This is a genomic window from Sphingomonas sp. CV7422 (assembly GCF_027945725.1).
Lineage (GTDB): Bacteria > Pseudomonadota > Alphaproteobacteria > Sphingomonadales > Sphingomonadaceae > Sphingomonas > Sphingomonas kyungheensis.
Genome location: NZ_CP115900.1, coordinates 701,738 through 725,982, shown reverse-complemented (window position 1 = coordinate 725,982; position 24,245 = coordinate 701,738). Strand labels below are relative to the sequence as shown.

General features: G+C 68.9%; 19 protein-coding genes and 2 pseudogenes. 10 read left to right on the top strand and 11 right to left on the bottom strand.

All coding sequences use genetic code 11. The annotated features are described in order from the left end of the window. Positions 1 to 11: 11 nt before the first annotated feature. Together PBN85_RS03455 and PBN85_RS03450 are read right to left on the bottom strand one after the other, a co-directional pair. On the bottom strand, positions 12 to 1,445 hold the full coding sequence (locus PBN85_RS03455) for a methyl-accepting chemotaxis protein (protein WP_271300172.1): 1,434 nt from the start codon (positions 1,443 to 1,445) through the stop codon (positions 12 to 14). Positions 1,446 to 1,687: 242 nt separating this feature from the next. Further along, complete coding sequence (locus PBN85_RS03450) at positions 1,688 to 3,142, bottom strand: methyl-accepting chemotaxis protein (protein WP_271300171.1); 1,455 nt, start codon at positions 3,140 to 3,142, stop codon at positions 1,688 to 1,690. Positions 3,143 to 3,436: 294 nt separating this feature from the next. On the opposite strand from PBN85_RS03450, the gene PBN85_RS03445 reads away from it, so the two are divergent. Next, on the top strand, positions 3,437 to 5,848 hold the full coding sequence (locus PBN85_RS03445; RefSeq protein ID WP_443026778.1) for a TonB-dependent receptor: 2,412 nt from the start codon (positions 3,437 to 3,439) through the stop codon (positions 5,846 to 5,848). A 3-nt stretch (positions 5,849 to 5,851) separates the two neighbouring features. Here the strand turns inward: PBN85_RS03445 and PBN85_RS03440 are convergent, their stop codons facing one another. After that, on the bottom strand, positions 5,852 to 6,586 hold the full coding sequence (locus tag PBN85_RS03440) for a Crp/Fnr family transcriptional regulator (protein WP_271300169.1): 735 nt from the start codon (positions 6,584 to 6,586) through the stop codon (positions 5,852 to 5,854). Positions 6,587 to 6,708: 122 nt separating this feature from the next. Next, positions 6,709 to 7,341, bottom strand: a pseudogene (locus PBN85_RS03435) (aldo/keto reductase); the annotation flags it as partial. On the opposite strand from PBN85_RS03435, the pseudogene PBN85_RS03430 reads away from it, so the two are divergent. From PBN85_RS03430 to PBN85_RS03420, 3 genes and pseudogenes are all read left to right on the top strand, one after another. After that, positions 7,324 to 8,184: pseudogene (locus PBN85_RS03430) on the top strand (flagellar basal body P-ring protein FlgI); the annotation flags it as partial. The pseudogenes PBN85_RS03435 and PBN85_RS03430 overlap by 18 nt on opposite strands. 8 nt (positions 8,185 to 8,192) lie before the next feature. Further along, complete coding sequence (locus PBN85_RS03425; protein WP_271300168.1) at positions 8,193 to 8,516, top strand: rod-binding protein; 324 nt, start codon at positions 8,193 to 8,195, stop codon at positions 8,514 to 8,516. Further along, a complete protein-coding gene (locus PBN85_RS03420) occupies positions 8,513 to 8,935 on the top strand; it encodes a flagellar biosynthesis protein FlgN (RefSeq protein ID WP_037536919.1) in 423 nt (140 codons plus the stop codon). Before PBN85_RS03425 ends, PBN85_RS03420 begins: the two co-directional genes overlap by 4 nt. Positions 8,936 to 8,977: 42 nt before the next feature. Here PBN85_RS03420 and PBN85_RS03415 read toward each other — a convergent pair whose 3' ends face one another. Further along, complete coding sequence (locus PBN85_RS03415) at positions 8,978 to 10,165, bottom strand: helix-turn-helix domain-containing protein (protein ID WP_037536922.1); 1,188 nt, start codon at positions 10,163 to 10,165, stop codon at positions 8,978 to 8,980. 150 nt (positions 10,166 to 10,315) lie between these two features. On the opposite strand from PBN85_RS03415, the gene PBN85_RS03410 reads away from it, so the two are divergent. Next, positions 10,316 to 11,047: a potassium channel family protein gene (locus PBN85_RS03410; RefSeq protein ID WP_271300167.1), complete on the top strand. Its 732-nt coding sequence runs from the start codon at positions 10,316 to 10,318 to the stop codon at positions 11,045 to 11,047. Positions 11,048 to 11,053: 6 nt separating this feature from the next. Here the strand turns inward: PBN85_RS03410 and PBN85_RS03405 are convergent, their stop codons facing one another. Genes PBN85_RS03405 through PBN85_RS03385 form a run of 5 tightly spaced genes read right to left on the bottom strand, consistent with a single transcriptional unit; the run spans position 11,054 to position 17,208 of the window. After that, positions 11,054 to 11,587, bottom strand: a complete 534-nt coding sequence (locus PBN85_RS03405; RefSeq protein WP_271300166.1) for a GNAT family N-acetyltransferase — start codon at positions 11,585 to 11,587, stop codon at positions 11,054 to 11,056. Beyond that, a complete protein-coding gene (locus PBN85_RS03400) occupies positions 11,584 to 12,150 on the bottom strand; it encodes a 4'-phosphopantetheinyl transferase family protein (protein WP_271300165.1) in 567 nt (188 codons plus the stop codon). Before PBN85_RS03400 ends, PBN85_RS03405 begins: the two co-directional genes overlap by 4 nt. Then, entirely contained in the window at positions 12,150 to 16,157 is a 4,008-nt protein-coding gene (locus PBN85_RS03395) for a Pls/PosA family non-ribosomal peptide synthetase (protein WP_271300164.1), read from the bottom strand. The genes PBN85_RS03400 and PBN85_RS03395 overlap by 1 nt, the downstream gene beginning before the upstream one ends. A gap of 50 nt (positions 16,158 to 16,207) precedes the next feature. Then, positions 16,208 to 16,768, bottom strand: coding sequence for a DUF4337 domain-containing protein (locus PBN85_RS03390; RefSeq protein ID WP_037536928.1), 561 nt, complete (start codon positions 16,766 to 16,768; stop codon positions 16,208 to 16,210). Continuing rightward, on the bottom strand, positions 16,765 to 17,208 hold the full coding sequence (locus PBN85_RS03385) for a DUF2721 domain-containing protein (protein WP_037537019.1): 444 nt from the start codon (positions 17,206 to 17,208) through the stop codon (positions 16,765 to 16,767). The genes PBN85_RS03390 and PBN85_RS03385 overlap by 4 nt, the downstream gene beginning before the upstream one ends. Before the next feature lie 335 nt (positions 17,209 to 17,543). On the opposite strand from PBN85_RS03385, the gene PBN85_RS03380 reads away from it, so the two are divergent. From PBN85_RS03380 to PBN85_RS03360, 5 genes are all read left to right on the top strand, one after another. After that, positions 17,544 to 20,117, top strand: coding sequence for a GAF domain-containing hybrid sensor histidine kinase/response regulator (locus PBN85_RS03380; RefSeq protein ID WP_271300163.1), 2,574 nt, complete (start codon positions 17,544 to 17,546; stop codon positions 20,115 to 20,117). Between the two features lie 83 nt (positions 20,118 to 20,200). Next, positions 20,201 to 21,841 (top strand): histidine kinase famiy protein, encoded by a 1,641-nt coding sequence (locus tag PBN85_RS03375; RefSeq protein WP_271300162.1) that lies wholly within the window; start codon positions 20,201 to 20,203, stop codon positions 21,839 to 21,841. 2 nt (positions 21,842 to 21,843) lie between these two features. Next, positions 21,844 to 22,005: a hypothetical protein gene (locus PBN85_RS03370; RefSeq protein WP_200870479.1), complete on the top strand. Its 162-nt coding sequence runs from the start codon at positions 21,844 to 21,846 to the stop codon at positions 22,003 to 22,005. Between the two features lie 47 nt (positions 22,006 to 22,052). Further along, on the top strand, positions 22,053 to 23,543 hold the full coding sequence (locus PBN85_RS03365; RefSeq protein ID WP_037536930.1) for a PAS domain-containing protein: 1,491 nt from the start codon (positions 22,053 to 22,055) through the stop codon (positions 23,541 to 23,543). 94 nt (positions 23,544 to 23,637) lie between these two features. After that, positions 23,638 to 23,991 (top strand): response regulator, encoded by a 354-nt coding sequence (locus PBN85_RS03360; RefSeq protein WP_271300161.1) that lies wholly within the window; start codon positions 23,638 to 23,640, stop codon positions 23,989 to 23,991. Here the strand turns inward: PBN85_RS03360 and PBN85_RS03355 are convergent. Next, positions 23,988 to 24,185, bottom strand: coding sequence for a helix-hairpin-helix domain-containing protein (locus PBN85_RS03355; RefSeq protein ID WP_037536934.1), 198 nt, complete (start codon positions 24,183 to 24,185; stop codon positions 23,988 to 23,990). The genes PBN85_RS03360 and PBN85_RS03355 overlap by 4 nt on opposite strands. Between the last annotated feature and the right edge of the window lie 60 nt (positions 24,186 to 24,245).

The window sequence follows — 24,245 nt, the reverse complement described above, 5'->3', positions numbered from 1 at the left end:
GGGCTGAAGAGCTAGAATTCGGACCAATCGTCACCGACGACGGCAACGGCGGCGGTGGCGGAACGGCGGGCATGCTGGGCAAGGCGGCGACCTTCGACGGCGGCGCGCTGCTGAAGGTGATGGACCGGATTGCCGACGGCGACCGGCCGGCGGACGGGCGCGACGCGCGGCTCGGCGCGGAAGCGCGCCATCTGGCCGACCAGCTCGTTCGCCTCGCTGGCGAGGTTGCGGGCGGCGGCGGTGGCTTCCTCGACCATCGCGGCATTCTGCTGCGTCACATTGTCCATCTCGCCGACCGCGGTGTTGACCTGCTGCAGCGCGGTCGCCTGCTGTTCGGCGGCGGTGGCGATCTGTGTGACCAAACCGCTGATCTCGCCGAAGCGCGCGATGATCTGCTGCAAAGCGGTGCCGGTCGCGCTGACCAGCGCCACCCCTGCCCCGACCTGTTCGGACGAGGCGGTGATCCGCGTCTTGACGTCCTTGGCCGCTTCCGCCGAGCGCTGCGCCAGCGCGCGCACTTCCGACGCGACCACCGCGAAGCCGCGGCCGGCATCACCGGCGCGTGCCGCCTCGACGCCCGCATTGAGCGCGAGCAGATTGGTCTGGAAGGCGATGCCGTCGATCACCGAGATGATGTCGGAGATTTCATGCGACGCCCGCTCGATCCCGCCCATCGCGGTGACGGCGCGGGCGACGATGCCGCCCGATTCCTCCGCCTCGCCGCGCGCGCTGCCGACGACGGCGCTCGCCCGTTCGGCGCGGGCCGCGGTATCGCGCACCGTCACGGTGATCTGCTGCATCGCCGCCGCGGTTTCCTCCAGGCTCGCCGCCTGCTGCTCGGTGCGCTGCGACAGGTCGTCCGAGGCGCGCAGGATATCGCCCGATCCGCTGTCGATGCTCGCCGCCGCAAGGTTGACCGCGCTGACCGCCGCCATCATCGCCTCCATCGCGGCGTTGAAATCGGCGCGCAGCGACTCGAATTCGGCCGGAAAGTCGGCGGTGATGCGGAAGGCGAGATCGCCCTGCGCCAGCGCCGCCAGCCCCTCGGCGAGCGCCGCCGCCATCGCGCGCTGCGCGCCGGCGGTATTCGCTTCCTCGGTGTTGCGGCGGAAGATCGCCATCGCCCGCGTCATCCGGCCGACGCAATCGGTGTTGTCGGTATGGTCGATCGGCGAACTGAGGTCGCCCGCGGCGAGCGCTTCCATCCGCACCACCGTCTCGACATAGGGCCGGCAGATCAGCCGTCCGGCGTAGAGCGTGATCGCGCACATCGTCGCGACGGTCAGCCCCGACAGCGTGACGTCGACCGCCGGGCTGGTGTGGATCATCCCCGCCGCCGCCGCGCCGGCGATCCCGATCGGGATCAGACCGAGCAGCGCCTGCACCGTCGCCGCGACCCGAAATTTGACACGGATCGGCGCCCGCTTGGCAAACCAGTTCAACATCGATGACGTCCCCCTCGACAGCCGGCGGACCACCGCCGGGCATGTGTCGCAAGACGCTGTCCCAATTGACTTAACAGGGCGTTGAACACTCATTCTGGGTGTAAAGCGACGCCGGCTTGGCGCGGCGGCCCGGCGATGGCCGCGGCCGGCGGGGGCGTGGCGATGACGGCGATGTTCGTCACGATGGTACATGCTGTTCCCCCCCCCCCTTTCCGGTCTGCGGGTCGATCCAAGCGGCCGCGTCAGAATTCCGACCAATCCTCCGACGAGACGGCGAGCGCGGTGCCGCCGCTCGACGACATCGGCGCGGTGCGACGGGCCGCCCGCGCGATCCGCCGCCCGGCATCCGCGGCGCGATCCTGAAGCTGGTGCACCACCGGCACCGCGCGGAGCACCGCCTCGCCACCCGAATGGCCGACGCCGGCGAGCTTGAAGCGCGCCACCTGACGGGCGAGCTCGTCGGCTTCGGCGGACAGGCTGCGTGCCGCGGCGGTGGCTTGCTCGACCATCGCGGCATTCTGCTGCGTCACGCCGTCCATCTCGCTCACCGCGGTGTTGACCTGCTGCAAGCCGGTCGCCTGCTGTTCCGCGGCCGAGGCGATCTCCGCCACCAGCGCGTTGATCTCGGCGATGCGGACGATGATCCGGTCGAGCGCCTTGCCCGTCTCGCTGACCAGCTCGACGCCGGATTCGACCTGCTCGGACGAGGCGGTGATCCGCGTCTTGACGTCCTTGGCCGCTTCCGCCGAACGCTGCGCCAGCGCGCGGACTTCGGACGCGACCACCGCGAAGCCGCGCCCCGCGTCACCGGCGCGCGCCGCCTCGACGCCCGCGTTGAGCGCGAGCAGATTGGTCTGGAAGGCGATGCCGTCGATCACCGAGATGATGTCGGAGATTTCGTTCGAGGCCCGCTCGATTCCGCTCATCGCGTCGACCGCGCGGCGCACCACCGCACCCGATTGCTCGGCCTCGACGCGCGCCTCCTCGACGACGCCGCTGGCGCGCACCGCACCGGCGGCGGTCTGCCGCACCGTCGCGGTGATCTCGTCCATCGCCGCCGCCGTCTCCTCCAGGCTCGCTGCCTGCTGCTCGGTCCGCTGCGACAGGTCGTCGGAGGCTTGGCGGATGTCGATCGCGCCGCTGTTGATGCCGTTGGTCGCATCGGTCACCGCGCGGATCGTCTCGGCGACCGCATCGAGCGCGCGATTGTAGTCGGTGCGCAGCCGCTCATAGTCGGGGGGAAACTTCTGGTCGATGCGATAGGCGAGATCGCTCGACGCGAGTCGGGTCAGCCCCTCGCCGAGCGCGCCGACGACGATCTGCTGCGCCGCCGCCGCAGCCTGTACCGCCTCGGCATTCTGCTTGAAGACGGTGACCGCCCGCGCCATCCGGCCGATACAGTCGCGGTGATCGCCGAACGGGATCGGCGAGGCGAGATCGCCCGCGGCGAGCCCCTCCATCCGCGTCACCGAGCCGACATAGGGATCGCTGATCACCTTGCCGCTGAACAGCACCACCGCGATGGTGACGAGGAACAGCGTCGCGGCGATGCCGACATAGACCGTCGCCTCGGCCGGCGTCGCCTCCGCGGCGAGATAGGTCGTCAGCACGCCGGTCGCGGCGACCGCCCCGTGCACGCCCAGCAGCACCCGGAACTTGCTGCGTATCGGGGCATGATTAGCGAACCACGTCAACATCTTCAGGTCCTTCGATGAGTGCGGATGAGCCCGCGAAGCATTTGTCCTGGCATCATCTCTGCTCGAATCAGCCACTCACGTTCAAATTGGACCGAATCTGTAAAGACCCCGTTAAATACGCAAGCTGCGCACGGGCCTTTTACAAATATAGACTGATCCGCCGGCGATCGGGTCGCCGGTGCCGACAGGAAGTGGCGATTGTCACCGTGGCGTCGCCGAGGCGTCGTCAAAGCGTCACCAACCATGGCCAGAGCGGTCCCAACGCCAGCGCAGGCGAAGGGGAAAAGCATCATGATGTCACGGCTTTGGTTGGTCAGTGTCGCGCCGGCGGCGCTGCTCGCGGCGGCGCCCGCCCGGGCACAGGATGCGACCGCGACCGCGGGTGCGACGATCGCCGACGATCAGGATCAGACCACGGCCGCGGGCGGCACCGATACCGACATCGTCGTGATGGGCTTCGGCCAGAGCCGGCAGGTGCAGACGGTGAGCGCGATCGACATGGCGCGGCTCACGCCGGGCACCTCGCCGCTCAAGGCGGTCGCCAAACTGCCCGGCGTCAACTTCCAATCGGCCGACGCGTTCGGTGCTTATGAATGGTCGACGCGCATCTCGCTGCGCGGCTTCAACCAGAATCAGCTCGGCTTCACGCTCGACGGCGTGCCGCTCGGCGACATGAGCTACGGCAACGTCAACGGCCTGCACATCAGCCGCGCGGTCCTTTCCGAAAATCTCGCCGCGACGACGGTGGCGCAGGGCGCCGGCGCGCTCGGCACCGCCTCGACCAGCAATCTCGGCGGCACGTTGCAATTCACCAGCCGCAAGCCGTCCGATACCTTCGACCTCGTCGCCTCGGGCACCTACGGCAGCGACGACACCTGGCGCGGCTTCGCGCGGCTCGACAGCGGCGATCTCGGCGGCGGGCTCAAGGGCTATCTGAGCTACGGCTATCTCACCACCGACAAGTGGAAGGGCTATGGCACGCAGCGCCAGCATCAGGTCAACGCCAAGCTGGTCGAAGACCTTGGCGCGCGCGGCAGCATCACCGCCTTCGTCAATTATTCCGACCGGCGCGAGAACGACTATCAGGATCTGAGCCTCGACATCATCCGCCGGCGCGGGCTCAACGACGACAATATCAGCAACGACTATGCGCTCGCGCTGCAACTAGCACGCGTCTACCAGAACCAGGCGGCGCTCGCCGCCTATCGGACGGCGAACAACGGTGCGACCGCCGGCTTCGTCGCGCCCTGGTCGGGGGCGGGGCTGACCTTCCCGACCGGTTTCGGCAGCGTCGACGATGCCTATTACGATGCCGCCGGCCTGCGTCGCGACTGGCTGGGCGGCGTCACCTTCGACGGGCGGCTGACCGATCAGCTGTCGATCGTGTCGACCGCTTATTATCATCACAACCGCGGCCAGGGCTCGTGGATCACGCCCTATTCGCCGACGCCGGCGGGCGCGCTCGGCGGCAATGGCGAGACTTTGCCGATCGCATCGGCCGCGGCCTATGGCTATGCCTCGCCGCTCGGCTTCCGCACCACCGAATATGGCATCGACCGCGCCGGCAACCTCACCCGGCTGACGCTCGACACCGGCGCCAACCGGTTCGAACTCGGCGGCTGGTATGAGAGCAACAGCTTCACCCAGGCGCGTCGCTTCTACGGGATGAGCAACACCGCCTCCGACCGCAGCGCCCGCGATTTCCAGTCCAACCCCTATTTCACGCAGTGGAACGGCAAGTACGATACCGAGACGCTGCAATATTATCTCGCCGACACGCTCCGCCTCGGCGCGCTGACGCTCAACGGCGGCTGGAAGGGGATGCGCGTCCGCAATCAGGCGAACCTGCTCACCGGATCGCTGGTCAACGGCAAGATCAAGGCGGAGGACTGGTTCCTGCCGCAGGTCGGTGCGGTCTTCGATCTCGGCAGCGGCGCCGAGCTATTCGCCAGCTATACCGAGAATATGCGCGCCTTCGTCTCGTCGGCGACCTCGGGACCGTTCGCGACGACGCAGGCCGGTTTCAACGCGATCCGCAATACGCTCAAGCCGGAAACGTCGAAGACCGGCGAAGGCGGCGTGCGCCTGCGCCGCGGCGGGTTGCAGCTGTCGGCGGCGGGCTATTACATCCACTTCGCCAACCGCCTGCTGTCGTTCAGCAACGGCTCGGGCATCCAGGGCAATCCGCCGACGCTCAACAACGCCGGCAACGTCGAAAGCTATGGCGCCGAACTCGCCGCCAGCTATCGCGTCGCCCGGCCGCTGACGCTGTTCGCCAGCTATTCCTACAACAGATCGACCTATCAGGATAACGTCGTCGCCGCCGACGGCACCCTGCTCTCCCCGACCAAGGGCAAGACCGTGGTCGACACGCCCGAACATATGGCCAAGGGCGAGATCGTCTATGACGACGACCGCTTTTTCGCGCGGGTCGGCGGCGACTATATGACCAAGCGCTATTTCACCTATCTCAACGACCAGTCGGTCGGGGCGCGGCTGCTGGTCGACGCCAGCCTCGGCTATCGCCTGCGCGGCGTCGGCGGCGTGCTGGAAGGACTGGCGATCGAGGGCAGCGTCACCAACCTGACCGACAAACGCTATATCTCGACGATCGGCTCGAACGGCTATACCGCCAGCGGCGACAACCAGACCCTGCTCGCCGGTGCGCCGCGCCAGTGGTTCGTGACGCTGCGGCGGGGGTTCTGACGCTTATCCCATGCCGAGCAGGCGTCGATATTCCTGCTCGGCATGGCCATAGGTGTCGCCGGCGAGTTCGATCAGCCTGGCGCGGTCGCGCACCACGACGCGGCCGCGAAACGCGCGGATCGCCTGATCCTCTTCCAGCCGATGCAGCGCCTCGGTGACGCTGCTGCGCCGGACGCCGAGCATCAACCGGAATTCCTCGTGCGTCATGCAAATATCGTCCTCGCGCACGCGGTCGTGATAGAGGAGGATCCAGCGCGCCATCCGCCGCTCGATCGGATGCGCCAGCGACGAGACGATCGTCCGCCCCATCTGCACCATCAGCGTCTGGACAAAGCGCAGCAACAGGCTGCGCAGCCCCGCGCTTTGCGCGACCGCCGCGCCTAGCACCGCGGCGGGGATGCGCAGCGCGCTGCCATGTTCGGCGCGCATCGTCACGTCATAGGGCGAACGATCGTCGCCGAGCAGCACCGGCCAGCCGATGAACCCCTCTGCGCCGACCAGCGCCACCGCATAGCGGCGGTCGCCGTCGAGCGAATCGAGGATGCCGGCGATCCCCTCATCGAGAAAGCAGACGCTGACGATCCGCTCGCCAGCGCGGGCGATATCGTCCCATACTGCGAACGACACCCGCTCGGCATGCGGCGCCAGCATCGCCCAGTCCGCCGCCGCCATATGCCGGAGCAGCCGGTTGCTGGTGCCCCGATCCTGCGGCCCGACCGCCTTCCACGCCGTTACCATCGCCGACTCTGCGACCCCCTTAGCAGCGGGACGTCAGCCGGCCCGATCCCGGACAGCAACATAGATCGGTCCGGGTTGTTCCTGACCCGGCTTGACGTCGGGGGGCGAGGCGTCGCCTCCGCTCAGCGGCGGACGAACTGCTGCTGCGCGGGCGAGTAGCGATCCCCCTCGATCGCGATCCCCGCCAGCGCCGCATCGATCCGCGCCAGCGCGTCGCCGTCGAGCACCACGTCCACCGCCGCAAGATTCTCCTCGAGCCGGTGCAATTTGGTCGTGCCCGGGATCGGCACGATCCACGGCCGCTGCGCAAGCAGCCAGGCGAGCGCGACCTGCGCCGGCGTCGCATCACGCTCCTTGGCCAGGGTCGCGATCAGGTCGACCAGCGCCTGATTGGCCTGCCGCGCCGCGGCGGAGAAACGGGGCAGCTGGTTGCGGAAATCGTCCGCGGCAAAGGTCGTGCTTGCATCGATCGCCCCCGACAGGAAGCCGCGGCCGAGCGGCGAGAAGGGTACGAAGCCGATGCCGAGTTCGTCGAGCAGCGGCAGGATCTCCGCCTCGGGTTCGCGCCACCACAGGGAATATTCGCTTTGCAGCGCGGTCACCGGCTGCACCGCATGCGCGCGGCGGATCGCCTCGGGCGCGGCTTCCGACAGGCCGAAGTGACGCACCTTGCCGGCGGCGATCAGCTCGCGCACCGTGCCGGCGACCTCCTCGATCGGCACGTCGGGATCGACGCGGTGCGGACGCAAAATATCGCCGCAGTGTCCGTCACCGCGACCTTGCCCGCCTTCGCCCGCGCCGGCAGCAAGATCGACGTGCAGGTCGGCGCGATGGGTGACGCCAGCAGCCTGCAAGGGGGATTGCTGCTCGTCACCTCGCTGCGCGGACTGGACGGCGAGATCTACGCCGTCGCGCAAGGGCCGCTGTCGGTTTCGGGCTTCCGCGCGCAGGGCGCCGCCGCCTCGATCAGCCGCGGCGTCACCACCGCGGCGCGGATCGCCGGCGGGGCGATCGTCGAGCGCGAGGTTCCCTTCACGCTGCGGTCGGCGACCACGCTCAAGCTCGCGCTGAAGAACCCGGATTTCACCACCGCCTTCCGCGTCGCCGAGGTGATCAACCGCCGCTACGATCGTGCCGCGCGCGTGCTCGATCCCGGCACGGTCGAACTGACTCCGCCCGCCGGCTCGGCGGACCACGTCATCGATCTGGTGGCGGGCGTCGAGGAACTGCCGGTCGAGGTCGACCTGCCTGCGCGCGTCGTGATCAACGAGGCATCGGGCACGGTGGTGATGGGGGCCGACGTCCGGATCAGCCCGGTGGCGATCGCGCAGGGCGGCTTGACGATCAGCATCGCCGAAACCCCGATCGCGTCGCAACCGGGGCCATTTTCCAACGGCACGACCGAGGTGCTGCCACGCACCCAGATCGGGGTGACCGACGGCAACGGGCGCGGGCTCGGCGTGTTGCACAATGCCACGTCGCTCGTGTCGCTGGTCGCCGGCCTCAACGCCTTCGGCGTCACCCCCCGCGATCTGATCAGCGTGTTGCAGGCATTGCGCACCGCCGGCGCGCTCCAGGCCGAAATCGAGGTCCAATGATGTCCAGCATGACCGCCACGCCGCCGGCCGCCGCCGTCGCACCCGCCGCCTATATGACGCTGTCCGCTCCGCGGCTGCCGCGCGCCACCGCCAGGGCCGGCAATGCCGCCGCGACCGCCCAGTCGTTCGAGGCGGTGTTCGTCGGCCAGATGATCCGCATCATGATGGACACCGCGCCCGCCGACGGCCCGTTTACCGGCGGTCACGGCGAGGAGATGTTCCGCGGCGTGCTCGCCGAGAAGATGGGCGATGCGATCGCGGCGCGCGGTGGCTTCGGCCTCGCGCCCGCGGTGATGACGCAGATTCTCCGCATGCAGGGTGCCACGGCATGATCGCGCGGCTGATCGACATCCTCGAATCGCTGGTCATGCTGATGAGCGAGGAGACGCAGTTGCTCGAGGGCCAGCCGTTCGGCCGCTCGCTGCCGGAGATCGCCGCCACCAAGGTGCGGCTGGTCGGTCAGCTCGAACAGATGACCGCCGCCTATCAGCGCAATCCCGACGAATGGCAGCCGATGCTCAGCGGTGAACCGCGCGACCGGCTGATCGCGTTGCTCGCCGAGCTGGAGGCGATTTCCGGCGCCAATGCCGCCGCGCTCGAACGACAGATCGATCTGTCGGTCGAGATGATCGGCGCGATCACCGCCGAGGCGAAGCGGCTCGCCGGTCGCGCCACCTCGACCTATGGTGCGCAGGGTCATCTGTCGCGGTTCGACCCGACCATGCCGATCGCGATCAACTCCAGTTATTGAGCCGCGATGACCGGGGGCGCGTCATTACCGCGGGCGACCGGCTCAGTCGAGCAGCACCGCGACGACGCTGCCGATATCGGCAGGATCGAGCCGGTCGAGTTCAATCTCGCGCTCGGGGTTGAGGCTATAGCCGATCATCCGCCCCTGCCGGTCGAAGGTGACGACGAGCAGCCGCAACCCGTCCGCCTCCCGCACGCAGGCAAGGCCGCCCGACGAGGGGAAGCGATCGGGATCGACGACGACGACCGCATGCGCCGGCAGCGCCGGTCCCAGCGTCGCGCGACAGACACGCAGGCCATAGGCCTTCTCGCCGGCGTGACGCGGTGCCTCGACGCTGCGTCCGGCGGTGACCCGCTCGATCAACCCGTCGCCGCGCGGCGCGCCGAACACCGGCACCAGTCGCACCGTCGCGACATCATCGCGCTCGATCGCGGCGAGCACCGCCGCATCGCCATCGCGCGGCTGCGGCTCGCGCGGGACGATGCGGAACGGATGCGCGGCCTTGGCGCGCGGGCCGGGCGGCGGCGCATCGCGCAATTCGGTGCGGAGCAGTGCGATGCGCGCGCGTGTCTTCTCGATCCGCGCGGCCCGGCTCGCCGCGACCGGCAACCAGTCCCGCAACTGGCCGGCGGCGTCCGCCTCTTCGACCATGCGGCGCAGCGCCGCGGCATCGGCGACGCCGAGCAGGCCGCAGATCGCCCGCACCGTCTGCGCATTCCACCGCGACAGCGGCTTATAGCCATTTTCGAGCCGCGACAGAATCACCGGGGCGATGCCGAACTGGCGCTCGACCTGCGGGATCGACAGCGAGCGGTCGGCGTCGCGCCGCGCGCGGATCGCCGCGGCGAGCAGCACCGCGAACCGATCCTCGGCGATCTCCTCCTCGGTCCACCCCTGCAATTCGGTCGCCCAATCGGCGACGTCGAAGCCGGGTGCGTCGATGTCGAGCAGCAGATCCTCGGCCGGCACCCGCAGCGCGGTGGCGATCCGTTGCAATTCCGCCGGTTTGGCGAAGACTTCGCCGCGTTCGATCTTGGACAGCCGGACATAGGGGATGTCGGGCAGCGCCGCCGACAGGCCGAGCAGGCGGGCGAAGCCGTGTTGCTTGCGTAATTCGCGGATCGCATTGGGAAATACGATCGAGCGGTAGCGGTCGATCGCCCCGTCATCTGCCGCAACCTGTTGAGCGGCAACCTCTTCTTCCGGTCCGGCGATGCTGGTGCGGGTCATTGTCGCAGCTTGTGCCGCAGAAACGCGGCGATGTCGATCAATCTGGAATCCATTTTGCCGGCAAATCGGAGGCTTGCGACGGTGCCGGCTGAGCAAGACGCGGTTCAGCCACGCCGCTCTACCGGACGGCCAGCTGCTGGAGACGATGCGATGCCCGAGCCGAAGATGCCGACGCCGCCGATCGCGCCGCCGCTGTCCGACTATGAACGCCGCGTCGATCACAGCCTGTCCGCCTTGCTCGTCCTGCAAGGCCTGACGCTGTTCATCGTCGTCCCGCTCGCACAGAGCCTGGCGTTCGGGCGGACGCTGCTCGATGTTTGTCACCTCGGCTTTGCGCTGATCTGCATCACCGTGCTCACCCGCCGGCGGCTGTGGCGGATCGTGCTGCTCGTCTCGATCGCGCTGCTGACCGGCTGGCCGGTGCTGAGCCGCGCCATCTCGGCGACCCTGCCGCTCAGCACCACCGAACAGCATGAGGCGATCGCCTTTGCCGCGCTGCTGTTCAACGCCGCGGTCACCGCCGTGGTCGCGCCGCACGTCTTCGCCGCCGGGCGGGTGACCGCGCATCGCGTCCGCGGCGCGGTGTTGCTCTACCTCAACGTCTCGGCATTGTTCGCGATTCTCTATAGTGCGATTGCGATGCACGCGCCGGGGGCGTTTGCCGGCAGCGGTTTCGAACCGCATGGCGCGAGCAGCTCGACCGCCGCCTTCACCTATTTCAGCCTTGCGACGATCACCACCACCGGCTTCGGCGACATCGTCCCCGTCGCGCCGCTCGCGCGCAGCCTCGCCAATCTCGAATCGGTGATCGGCCAGCTCTTCCCGGCGACGCTGCTCGCCCGCCTCGTCGCGCTCCACCTCGCACACGAGGAGCGCGACTGAGCGCGATCAGCGGCGCGCCACCGCCGCCTCCGCCGCAGCCAGCGCCGCATCGCGTTCCTCGGCGAGCGCGGCCGGTGTCGTCGCGGCGAGGTCGTAATGCAGCTCGTGCATCGTCATGCCGCTCCGATAGCCCTCCGGCCACACCCGGGTGATCGCAAAGCCGTGGCGGCGGAAGAAGGGTGCCACCAGATCGGAGGTATCGACCGTGACATAGCGGGTCGGCGGCGCGGCGTGGCAGGCGATGTCGAACAGCCGCGCGAACAGCAGCAGCCGCCCGAGCCCGGCGCCATGCCATGCCCGCCCTGCCATGCCCCAATAGAGCAACGCCTTGTTATAATGGTCCCACAGCTCATAGCCCCCGAAGGCCGCGGGATCGCCGTCGACGGTGACGACGAACGCGGGCCCGTCGGGTTCGTCGAGCGTCTCCTCGAGCCAGGCGCGGTCGCCGGCACCGAAATATTCGGGCAGATTGCTGTCGAAGATCGCGAGGACCGCCGCACGATCCGCCGCCGTATAGCGCCGTACCGCGACCCGGCTCATGCCGCCGCCCATAGAGCGATCGTTTCGATCGCGCCGCCGTCGTCGCGCGTCCAGCAGCGCGAGATGCCCTCGAACCGCGCGGTCGCGCGGCTTGCGTCGTGCAGGCGGGTCCGGATCGCCTCGGGCGCGATGCGGCGCGGCGTGCCGATCAGCTTGGCGTGCGCCTCCTTGATCGTCCAGCGGCGCAGCCAGCCGCGCGATTGCGCCGCGGGCGGCACCGCGCGCAACTCCGCCGCCTCCTCGTCGGTGAGCATGTCCCACAGCGGCGGCGCGGCGTCGACCGGCTCGTGATCGACCGCGATCGGCTGCAATGCCGCGCCGATCAGGCAGACCTCGCCGCGATGCGACAGGCTGACGTGCCAGCCGCCGGGACTGGCGACCCGCGGCGCGCCCGCGGCGGTCCGCGCCAGCCGCACGTCCTCCGCCGCGCACCCGGCAAGACGCGCGACCAGCGCCTGCATCCGGCCCGCCCGCGCGCCGGCCGTCGCGTGCGTCCGCCACGCCACCGGCGCCTGCCCGTCCCAGTGGAGCGCCGCGAGCGGCCCGTCGTGCCAGAGCGGCATCATGCGCCGGTCGCGATCCGGGCGGGGCTGCCCTCCCAATTGGTGCCGTCGGGCAGGGTCTCGCCCTTCATCACCACCGACAGGTCGCCCAATTGGGCATCGGCGCCGACCTCGGCATCGTAGAGCACGATCGCGAGCGAGCCGATCGTCGCGCGGTCACCGACGCGGATCGGGCCGACCTTCATCACCCGATCCTCGAACAGATGCGTCTGGAGCCCGGCGAAATCGTTGAGCGCGACATCGTCGCCGATCGTCACCAGATCGTGCTCGGTCAGGTCGGTGGTGTCGATATAGCAACGCTTGCCGACCTTCGCGCCCATCAGCCGCAGGTAGAGGCCGATCCACGGTGTCCCGCGCAACGGCTCGAGCAGATTGGCGACGGCGAGATTCTCATAGGTCGCGGTGACGAGTTCGGTGCGCCAGACGAAGGTGCTCCACAGCGGCGCGGTCGTCGCCTTGTAGCGGCCGACCACCAGCCATTTGAGTGCCAGCACGAACGCCCCGCAGGCCAGACAGAAGCCGACGTAGAGGAAGGGGAAGGCCAGCCCGATCACCAGCCCGCCGCGTTCGAGATCGTCGAGGTCGCCGACCACCGACAGCAACAGGCTGAAGAAGACGAGAAAGGCGGTCAGCGACAAAGTCGTGCGCACCGCCTCGATCGACAGGCGGGTGGCGATCAGCCCGCGCGACGGATTGAAGCGCGCGCCCTCGTCGAACATCGTCGCGACCTGCCGCACCGGCAGCTTGATCGCCGGCGAACCGAACCAGGTGCTGCCGCTCTCGGTCGCCTGCGCGGGGTCCTCGGGCGGTTTGGAGAGGACGCCGATCAGCACCTCGTCGCCGATCTGCGCGCCACTCGGCAGCAGCGCCGAATTGCCGATGAAGCTGCGCCGGCCGATGCGGGTATGCGCCAGCTCGATCGTGCCATGGCCGATCCGCGCCGCGCCGAAGATGACGGAATCGGCGATGAAGCTTTCCGCGCCGATCTCGACGAGATCGGGGACGATCGCGCTCGCGGTCGAAATCTCCGCACGCCGCCCGACCTTGACGCCGAGCGCGCGATACCAGGGAATGACGTAGAGCGTCGCGAAGATCGGATGGAGCAGCCGCAACGCAAGGTCGTTGATCTGCTTGACAAGCCAGTAGCGGACGTAGAACCAGCTATCGAGCCGGTAGGTCGCCGGCGCGACCTTGCCGAGGATCAGCCGCTTGGCGGCGACGGTCAGCACGCACATCATCACGACATAGGTGGTCGCGAGGAATGGCGAGACGAGCATATAGGTATAGCCGGTCGTCGCCCAGTCGAGCTCTATCAGCGCGATCAGGCCCGGCGCGATCGGCAGGATGGCGATGATCGGCAGCAGGAAGGCGCCGACCAGCAGCCCGAGCAACGGCCCGACCGGCTCGCGCCCCACCCGCGGTGGCCGCGGCAGGGCGTCGCCGGCATGCGCGGCGGGCGATCCGGTCCAGCGCTGGCGCGCGGGGATGACGGTATCGGCCTGCAACGCCGACATATCGTCGAGCACCGCATCCTCTCCGACGGTCGCGTTGCGGCCGACCACCGCCTGCGAGCCGACGAAGGCGCCCGGCGCCAGCGTCACCCGCCCGAGCCGCAGCAGCCCGCGCTCGACCGAGCTGGTGGCGAGCACCGCCTGATCGCTGATGATCGCATCGTCGCCGACCTCGAGCAGGTCGGCGGTGTCGATCACCCCGGTGCCGATATGGACACGCGCGCCGATCTTCGCGCCGAGCAGCCGGTAATAGCCGCGGATCATCGGCGTGCCCGCCAGATAGGGCGTCGCGGTGACGCCGATGATCCGCCGGATCAGCCACCAGCGGAAATAATAGCCGCCCCACAGGGGATAATCCCCCGCCTTGAAGCGCCCGACGATCAGCCATTTGAGCGCGATCGACAGGAACATCGACGCGATCGGCACGATCGTGAAGAACAGGCCGGAGAGGATCAGCGCGCTGATCCGGTCGAGCCGGCCGGCGAGATGCGTGTAGGCGATATAGGGCGAGAACCATTGCAGCCCGGCGAGCGTGTAGATCGGCAGCAGCGCCACCGTCTGCGCCGCGACGCACAGCCAGCGCTTCCACGGCGCGATATGATGGAAGCTGTCCGCCGCCTGCACTGCGACCGGTGCGGTGCCGCCGATGCGCTGCGCCAGCGCGCGGATCGTCGGCGCGGCATAGACGTCCTCGAGCGACAGGCCCTGCAGCCCCGGCACCTTGCGCGCGGCGGAAACCAGCCGCGCCGCCTTCAGCGAATGGCCGCCGAGATCCTCGAACAGATCATCGAGCACCGAGACCGGCTGCGGCGCGAACGCCTCGGTCCAGACGCGGTGAAGCATTTCCTCCATCGGCGTCGCCGGCGCGACCAGCGCGCGGCCGGTGGTGACGGTGACCTCCGGCTTGACCAGCGCCTTGCGGTCGACCTTGCCCGAGGCGGGCAGCGTCGGCAGCGCGGCGAGGATCTGATAAGCGGCGGGCCGCATGTAATTGGGCAGCCGCTCCGCGACGAGCGCGCGCAGCCCGGCGATGTCGATCGCCTCGCCGCCGCGCGCGACGAGGAAGGCGGCGAGGAATTCGGCGCCGTCGTCGTCCTTGAACAGATGCACCACCGCCTGCGCGACGCCGGGCCATTCGCCGATCACCGCCTCGATCTCGGCGAGCTCGACGCGGAAGCCGCGGATCTTGACCTGCGTGTCGATCCGCCCGACGAAATCGATGTCGCCCGCCGCATCGAGCCGCACCAGATCGCCCGAGCGATAGATGCGCTCCGGCGCCCCCGACACGCCGTCGAACGGCGTCATCGTGAACTTCTCGGCGGTGAGATCCGGCCGGTTGACGTAGCCGACGCCGACGCCGGGGCCGCCGATCACCAGCTCGCCCTCCTGCCCCGCCGGCACCGGTTGCAACGCCGCGTCGACGATCCAGGCGGTATAGCCGGGCAGCGGCTTGCCGATGGTGATGCGCTGGCCCGGCTGCACCTCGGTCCAGGTCGCAGTGACCGAGGTTTCGGTCGGGCCATAGGTGTTGAGCAGCCGCAGCCCCGGCCGGGCCAGACGCCGCGGCAGATCGGGCGGGCACGCCTCGCCGCCCATGTTGATCAGCCGCAGCGTCGGCACCGGATGCTCGACCAGCGCGATCAGCGACGGCACGACGTGCCAGACCGTCGCCTGCGCCTCGGCGAGCGCGATCGCGACATCGGGGCCGCTGCTCGCCAGCGCCTCGGTGGCGACGAGCAGCCGCGCGCCGACGAAGAAGGCGCTCCACATCGTCTCGACCGACATGTCGAAGGCGAGGCTGAACCCGCCGAACACCACGTCATCGGGGTCTAGTGCGAGGATCGCGCTTTCCGAACGGACGAGATGGCAGGCATTGGCATGGGTGATCATCACCCCCTTGGGCCGGCCGGTCGTTCCCGAAGTATAGATGATATAGGCAAGGTCGTCGGGCACGGCGCCGGTCTGCTCGCGTTCCAGCGGCACGATCGGCTCGGCGGCGAGCTCGCCCAGTTCGGCATCGATCGCCAGTGTCGCGCCGCCGAAGGCGTCGGCACGCGCGATCATGGTCAGCGTCAGCGCGGCGCCGCTGTCCTCGACGATGTAGTCGATCCGGTCCTGCGGATAGCCCCAGTCGACCGGCACATAGGCGGCGCCGGCGCGCAGCACGCCGAGGATCGCCATATATTGGTCGAGCCCGCGCGGCAGGCACAGTACGACGCGGTCGCCGCGGCCGATCCCCATCGCGCGCAGCCGCTGCGCCAGCGCGATGCTGCGCCGGGCGAGCGTGTCGTAGGTCCAGCGCGTGCTGCGGCCATATTCCTCGCTCGCGCCGAGCAGGTGCAATGCGCAGGCGCCGCCGCTGGTCCGGCAGGTCGCGTCGAACAGCTCGTGGAGCAGTTCGTCGCGCGCATAGGGTTCGTCGGGGCGCAGCGCCGGCGCGGGCGTGATCGGCGCCTCGATGGTGTGATCGGGCAGGGCGAGATCGAGGGTGCTCATGCGAAAGGCTTGCCGTCCAACATATCGGTCCTTGGGAATATCATCGCCGGTCAGAACCAGGCGGCGATGCTGAGCGCGACGCCGATCAGTGCGAACGCCGACGCGCCGGCGAGCAGCCAGCGCCGCCGGGTCAGCGCGCTGATCGAGGCGAGCGCGATGCCGATCTGGAGGAAGGTCATCGCGATCGCGAGCTTGGTGTGCGGCCGCAGCGCCCGCCGCGCCTCGGCATCCGCCTCTTCGGAGCGGCGGTCATAGCCTTCCGCGGTCGTGCGCAGCGCCTGCCCGCGCCTGGCGTAGCGGGCCGCGTCCGCGGCATAATCGTGCGTCGACGCGGGGGCGAGCGCGGCGCTGGTCTCGGCGAGGTGACGCTTGAGATCCTCCGCCTGATAATAGGCCCAGGCATCCGAGGCGCGCGCCTTCATCAGCACCGCCTCGTTCTTGTAATAGAGCGCATCGTTCTGCTCGTGCCCGCCGAGGAAGCTGACGATCGCGCCGAGCGTCGCGAGGATCGCCGAGAACAGCGCGATCTTCTGCGCGAGCGGTTCGTGGCGGGCGTGATGCTCGACCGCCTCGTCATGCGTCCCGCGGACCTCGAATTCCTCCTGCGTCATGCCCCACCCTGTCCGGGCATCTCCGCCTCGTCGAGATGTTCGCGGATCGCCCGGCCCGACAGAAAGACCTCGGTCGCGAAACAGGCGAGCGCGACGATCGCGGCGACCAGCGCGGCGCCGAACAGCCCGAACAACACGGTGGCGGTGCCGGTATCGCGCAGCACGCCGAAGAAGATCGTCGCCGCCGCGCAGCAGGTCAGCCCGCCGGCCGCCGCCGCGCTCAGCACCGCCGCGTCGAGCACCTTCGACCGCAGCCGCAGCCGATCCAGCTCATAGCGCGTGCCATGACCCGCCGCCTTCAGCGCATGGACGCGATCGAGCACGCGCGCGAGCCGCGTCGAAAACACGTTGAGCAGCGAACCGACGGCGGTGAGCAGGAAGATCGGCGTCAGCGCGAGCTGGATGACATGCGCCGCGCTGTTGAGGGGCGCCGGCGTCATCGGCGCGGCGCCGCCGCCATGGATGCGGCGGCGCACCAAAGAAACCCGTCGCGCCGCCCCGCCCTGCCCGTCATCGCATCCCACTCCTATTGGCCCGTCCATAACGGCCATGCTTTATATTAGTCGCGTCGTCGGCAAAGATCGAAACCGGACATATTCCCTCTTTCTTGCCGAATTGCTGAACGGGACGCGACGGGCTGTGGATTATGTCCCGCAAATCGCGGGTAATCAGGCTTTTCGTCCTGCCGCCGTGCGTCTACAACACGCGTCTCTGGCGTGGGCGCGGCGTGGATGATCGTGCGGCACGCCCCCGTCTGCAGGATCACGCTGCCCTCATGCCGGCCCATTCCGCTCTGTCCATCCGTCCTGTCGCCACCTTCGACTTCCTCAACGGCGGCGGCGCGTGCGGAGAGCTGATCCGCGAGCGCGACTGGTCGGCGACGGCGCTGGGACCGATCGACTATTGGCCGGCGAGCCTGCGCACCACGGTCGCGATCCTGCTGCGCTCGCCGGTGCCGATCGTGCTGCTGTGGGGCCCGGCGGGGGTGATGCTGTACAATGACGGCTATTCGGTCTTCGCCGGCGGCCGTCATCCCGATCTGCTCGGCAGCGAGGTGCGGCTCGGCTGGCCCGAGGTCGCCGAGTTCAACGATCACGTCATGACCGTCGGCCTCGCCGGCGGCACGCTCCATTATCATGACCAGGAGCTGACGCTCCACCGCCACGGCCGGCCCGAGCAGGTCTGGATGGACCTCGATTATTCGCCGGTGCTCGACGAGAGCGGCAGGCCCGGCGGCGTCATCTGCGTGCTGGCCGAGACGACGCGCCGCGTCGCCAGCGAGCGCCGCACCGCCTTCCTGCTGTCGCTGGCGGATGCGCTGCGCCCGCTCGACCATGCCGATGCGATCATGGACCTCGCTGCCGAACGGCTCGGCGAACGGCTCGACGCCAGCCGCGTCTTCTATGCGGAGATCGCCGGCGGGCAGATGACGGTGACGTGCGACTTCGCCCGCGGCGTCGGCTCGATCGTCGGCACGCATTCGCTCGACGCCTTCGGTCCCGATCTGCTCGGCGCCTATCGGCTCGGCACCCCGGTCGTGGTCCGCGACGTCGGCGCCGATCCGCGGCTCAATCAGGAGGCGCGCGACGGCCTCACCCAGCGCGAGGTCGGCGCGTTCATCGACGTCATCCTATTCGAGGAGGAAGCAGGCGTCGGCCTGCTCGCGGTCCAGTCGGCGACGCCGCGCGTCTGGACGGAGGCGGAGGAGAGCCTCGTCCAGGAGGTCGCCGAGCGGGTCAAGACCGCGGTCGAGCGCGCCCGCGCCGCCGATGGCCTGCGCCGCCTCAACGAGACGCTCGAGGAGCAGATCGCCGTCCGCTCGGCAGAGCGGGACCGGCTGTGGAACCTGTCGCAGGACATGCTGGCGCGCGCCGATTACGCCGGGATGATGTCCGCGGTCAGCCCGGCCTGGTCGCGCGTGCTCGGCTGGAGCGAGGCGGATCTGCTCACCCGCGGCTATGCGAGCTTCATCCACCCGGAAGACGGGCCGCAGACGTTGGCGGCGATCGCGCGGATGGCGGAGACACGGCGGCCGACCCGGTTCGAGAACCGCATCGCGACGCGCGACGGCGGCTGGAAGGACATCGAATGGACCGTCGCGCCCGAGGAGGACGGCGTCCATTTCGTCGCGGTCGGTCGCGATCTCAGCGTCACCAAGGCGCGCGAGGCGGATCTGGAGGAAGCGCGCGAGGCGCTGCGCCAGAGCCAGAAGATGGAGGCGATGGGCAGCCTCACCGGCGGTGTCGCGCATGATTTCAACAATCTGCTCACGCCGATCATCGGTTCGCTCGACATGCTGGTGCGCAAGGGCATTGGCTCGGCCCGCGAGCGGCGGCTGATCGAGGGCGCGCTGCAATCCGCCGAGCGCGCCAAGACGCTGGTGCAGCGCCTGCTCGCCTTCGCGCGCCGCCAGCCGCTGCAACCCACCGCGGTCGACGTCGTCCGCATCGTGCAAAACATGGCCGGGCTGATCGGCGCGACGCTCGGGCCGATGATCGACGTGCGCGTCGACCTCGTCGACCTGCCGCCGGCGCGGGCCGATCTCAACCAGCTCGAAATGGCGCTGCTCAATCTCGCGGTCAACGCGCGCGACGCGATGCCGGGCGGCGGCGAGCTGACCATCGCCGCACGCGCCGAGAGCGTCGAATCGCGCAACGCCCACGGCCTTGCCGCCGGCGAGTACGTCCGGCTCAGCGTGCGCGATACCGGTGTCGGCATGGACGAGGAGACGCAGCGCCGCGCGATCGAGCCGTTCTTCTCGACCAAGGGGATCGGCAAGGGCACCGGTCTCGGCCTGTCGATGGTCCACGGCCTCGCCGCGCAGCTCGGCGGCGGGCTGACGATCGCAAGCGCGCCGGGTCATGGCACGACGATGAACCTGTGGCTGCCGATCAGCGCCGCCGCCATCCGGGACGACGCGGCGAACGCCGAACCGCTCGCCGCGCCGCGCCGCATCGGCACCGCTTTGCTCGTCGACGATGAGGAACTCGTCCGGCTCAGCACCGCCGACATGCTCACCGACATGCAATATGAGGTGGTCGAGGCGGGGTCGGCGGAAGAGGCGCTGCGCCTGCTCGACGGCGGCCTCGCCCCCGACATCCTCGTCACCGACCATCTGATGCCGGGGATGAGCGGCACCGAACTGGCGCGGCGGCTGCGGTCGAGCCGCCCCGGCCTGCCGGTGCTGATCGTCTCGGGCTATGCCGAGGAAGACGGCGTCGATGCCGATATCCCGCGCCTGACCAAGCCGTTCCGCATCGCCGAACTTTCCGCCTGCCTCGCCGCGATCATTGCGATGCCGCCGGAGTCTGGCGCGCCCAAACGTGGCGATGGCGCGATAAACACATAGATTGGGAACAAAGGTCAATCTCGGTTGTTTCGGCCCGGTGGCCGGCACTTCGGAGCATGCCCTCCCTCTTGTCCCGGACGCTCATGGTAGACGAAACGACCGAAACGCCCCCCGGCGGCCCGCCGCCCCACCTTTCGGGCGCCGCCAATCACGACATGGGCGACGACAGCAACAGCATCTTCTTCGCCGCGGTCAAGACGACGCGGATGCCGATGATCGTCACCGATCCCAATCAGCCGGACAATCCGATCGTCTTCGCCAATCCCGCCTTCATCAACATGACGGGGTATGAGTGGCACGAGCTGGTCGGCACCAACTGCCGGTTGCTGCAAGGGCCGGACACCGATCGCGAGACGGTCGCCGAGATCCGCCGGGCGATCGAGCGGCGGCAGGAAACCTCGGTCGAGCTGCTCAATTACAAGAAGAACGGCGCCGCCTTCTGGAACGCGCTGTTCATCTCGCCGGTGTTCGATGCCGACAACAAGCTGATCTATTTCTTCGCCTCGCAGCTCGACGTGACGCGCCGCCGCGATGCCGAGGAAGGGCTGCGCCAGGCGCAGAAGATGGAGGCGGTCGGCCAGCTTACCGGCGGCGTCGCGCACGATTTCAACAATCTGCTCACCGTCATCCAGGGCTTCAGCGATGTGCTGCGCAGCCAGATCGACGGCGAGGGCGAGTTCGACCGCGCCAAGGCGTCGCGCTCGATCAACGCGGTGATGCAGGCGGCGGAGCGCGGCGCGACGCTGACGCAGCAGTTGCTCGCCTTCTCGCGCCGGCAGAAACTGCAGGGTCGCGTCGTCAATCTCGTCGACCTGATCGACGAGCTCCAGCCGCTGATCGAGCGTACCGCGGGCGGGCTGGTCAAGGTCCGCATCCAGCATCAGGAAACCACCTGCAACGCACGGATCGACCCGACCCAGGCCGAACTGGCGATCATCAACATCCTGCTCAACGCCCGCGACGCGATGCCCGATGGCGGCACGATCACCATCGAGGTGCGCAACCGGTCGATCGAAGCGGGCGACAAGGGGTTCGGCGAGCTCGAAAGCGGCAATTACGTCGCGGTGACGATCACCGACGAGGGTACCGGCATGTCGCCCGAGGTGCTCAAGCGCGTCACCGAACCCTTCTTCACCACCAAGGATCAGGGCAAGGGCACCGGGCTCGGCCTGTCGATGGTCTATGGCTTCATGAAGCAGTCGGGCGGCTCGCTGCGCCTCTATTCGGAGGAGGGCCACGGCACCACGGTGCGGATGTTGTTCCCGTGCGAATATGGCAAGGCCGACCCGATCACCGCGCCGGCGTCGCGCTCGCTCGCCGACAAGCGCGGCAGCGAGACGGTGCTGGTCGTCGAGGATCAGGTCGATGTCGGCGACTATGCCGAAACCGTGCTCTCCGAATTCGGCTATACCGTGCTGCGCGCGGAAAATGCCAATGAGGCGCTGGCCCTGCTCGACGGGGCCGGCCATATCGACCTGCTGTTCAGCGATCTGATCATGCCGGGCGGGATGAACGGCGTGATGCTGGCGCGCGAGATCAAGCGGCGGCGGCCGAAGATGCGCGTGCTGCTCACCTCCGGCTATGCCGAATCGTCGATCGAGCGCGTCGACGCGCGCGGTGCCGAATTCGAGCTGATCCAGAAGCCGTACAAGCGCAGCGAACTGGCGACCAAGGTACGTCAGGTGATCGAAGGGCCGACCGGGATCGGCAGCCACGGGGGATAAAGATGGAAAGCTATTACCGCGACCAGGCGACGATCTGCGCCGAACAGGCGTCGGCCACCAGCCTGCCCAACGTCATCGCCCGGCTGCGCCGGTCGGAGGCGGCATGGCTGGCGATGGCGGACCGCGCCGCCCGTCATACCGAGATCAAGGCGGCAAAGGCATGATGCCGGCGTTTGCGGCCAAGGTAATCCCAGGCTAGAACGTTCTCGTTTTGGACCGTCAACCGCTTCCCCTTGCCCCGATCCAGCCGTATCAGCCGACGCCTGCCGTGCAGGCGGCGATCGACGCCTATGCGCGCGGGCTGGACGCCTGCGATCCGATGCAGGTCGGCTTCGCCATGACGCCGGTGGCGATGGTGGTCAGCGATCCGACCTTGCCCGATTGCCCGCTCATCTACGTCAATCCGGCATTCGAGCGGCTGACCGGGTTTCCGGCGGAGGAGATCCTCGGCCGCAACTGCCGCTTCATGCAGGGGCCGCTGACCGACGCCGATGACATCGTCCGCCTGCGCGAAGCGATCGCGCAGCGCGTGCCGATCGAGCTCGACCTGCTCAACCATCGCCGTGACGGGACGCCGTTCTGGAACCGGCTGATGGTCGCCCCGGTCTTCTGCGATGACGGCTCGCTGCGCTATTATGTCGCGACGCAGATCGACGTCACCGTCGAGCGGCATCGCGTGCTGATGCTCGAACAGGACCGCGAGGCGCTCGCTGCCGAGGTGGCGCAGCGGGACGCCGATCTCGCCGCGCATAATGCGCGGCTGCGGCTCGCGCTCAAGGCGGGCGGGCTCGGCACCTGGACGCTCGACCTGCCCGAGATGGTGCTGACCGCCTCGTCGGGATGCAAGCGCATCTTCGGCCGGCCGCTCGGCGAGCCCTTCACCTACGAACAATTGCTCGCCGCCATCCATCCCGACGATCTGCCGATGATGCGCGCCGCAGTCGAGCGGACGATCACGCATGGCGAACCCTATCATATCGAATATCGCATCCTCACCGCGGCGGGCGATCAGCGCTGGGTGTCGATCCAGGGCGACCTGCAGCATCGCGCCGACGGCACGCCGCTGGCGATGACCGGTTTCTCGACCGATATCTCGACGCGCAAATTCGCCGAGGAGCATCGCGCCGTGCTCGCGCGCGAGCTGACCCATCGCGTCAAGAACACGCTCGCCACCGTCAATGCGGTGGTCAGCCAGACGCTGCGCGACGCCGTGTCGCTGGAGGATGCCGCAGCGGCGGTGACCGGCCGGATCGCCAGCCTCGGCGCCGCGCAGGAGCTGCTGATCCAGGACGAGGTCGAGGGCGCATCGATCGGCGACATCGTCGATCGCGCGCTGCTGCCGTTCAAGGACCGTGACGGTGCACGCTTCGCGGCGCATGGCCCGTCGGTGCGGCTGACGCCGGAGATCACGCTGGCGCTGGCGATGGCGCTGCACGAACTTGCCACCAATGCGATCAAATATGGCGCGCTGTCGGTGCCCGAGGGGCGCGTCGCGATCGAATGGTCGATCCGTCACGAAGACGGCGAGCGGCGGCTGTTCTTCTGCTGGGCGGAACATGACGGGCCGCCGGTGACGCCGCCGAGCCGCACCGGCTTCGGCACGCGGATGATCGAACGCGTGCTGCGCCGGCATGTCCGCGGCGGCGCGGCGATCCATTACCCGCCGACCGGCGTCCGCTTCGAGATCGAGGCGGCGGTCTAGCCGCACGGCCGGCGCTGCGGCCGATGTGTCACAGTTGCTGACAAATCGGTACGCTACCGAACATATCGCCCCCCGCGATCATTGAGACAGGACCATGTGTCATGTGCTCATCATCGAGGATGATTGGTTTATCGCCGATCATATCGCCCAGCTGGTCGAGAGCGCCGGCGCGGTGACGATCGACATGGCCGATTGCGAGGAGGATGCGGTGGCGCAGGCGCTTGCCCGTCGACCCGCGGTGATCATCGCCGACGTCACGCTCGCCGCCGGCACCGGCCCCGCCGCGGTCGACCGGATCACCGCGCAGGCGGGCAAGATACCGGTGCTCTTCGTCACCGGCGAACCGCGCGCGTTCCGGCCGCGGGCGACGTCGATGCGCGTGCTGCACAAACCGGTCGACGACCGCCTGCTCATCGCCACCTTCCGCGCGGTCGCCCCGCCCGCCTAATCGGCGACGGTCAGCGCGGCGCGACTGTCGTCGATCTTGCCGGCGAGCCCCGGCACCTCCTCGAGCTGCCGCAGATCGGTGAACCGCCCGCGCTCGCCGCGATAGCGGACGATCTCGAAGCCATGGCCGCGCAGGCCCGGCACCGCATCGAGCTGCTCGGCGGTGGCGGTATTGACGTTGACGCTATCGCTCATGCCACCGTGATCCGCCCTGCCGCCGCCGGGGTCAAGCCCGTCCCGCGCGATCCTGCGGGG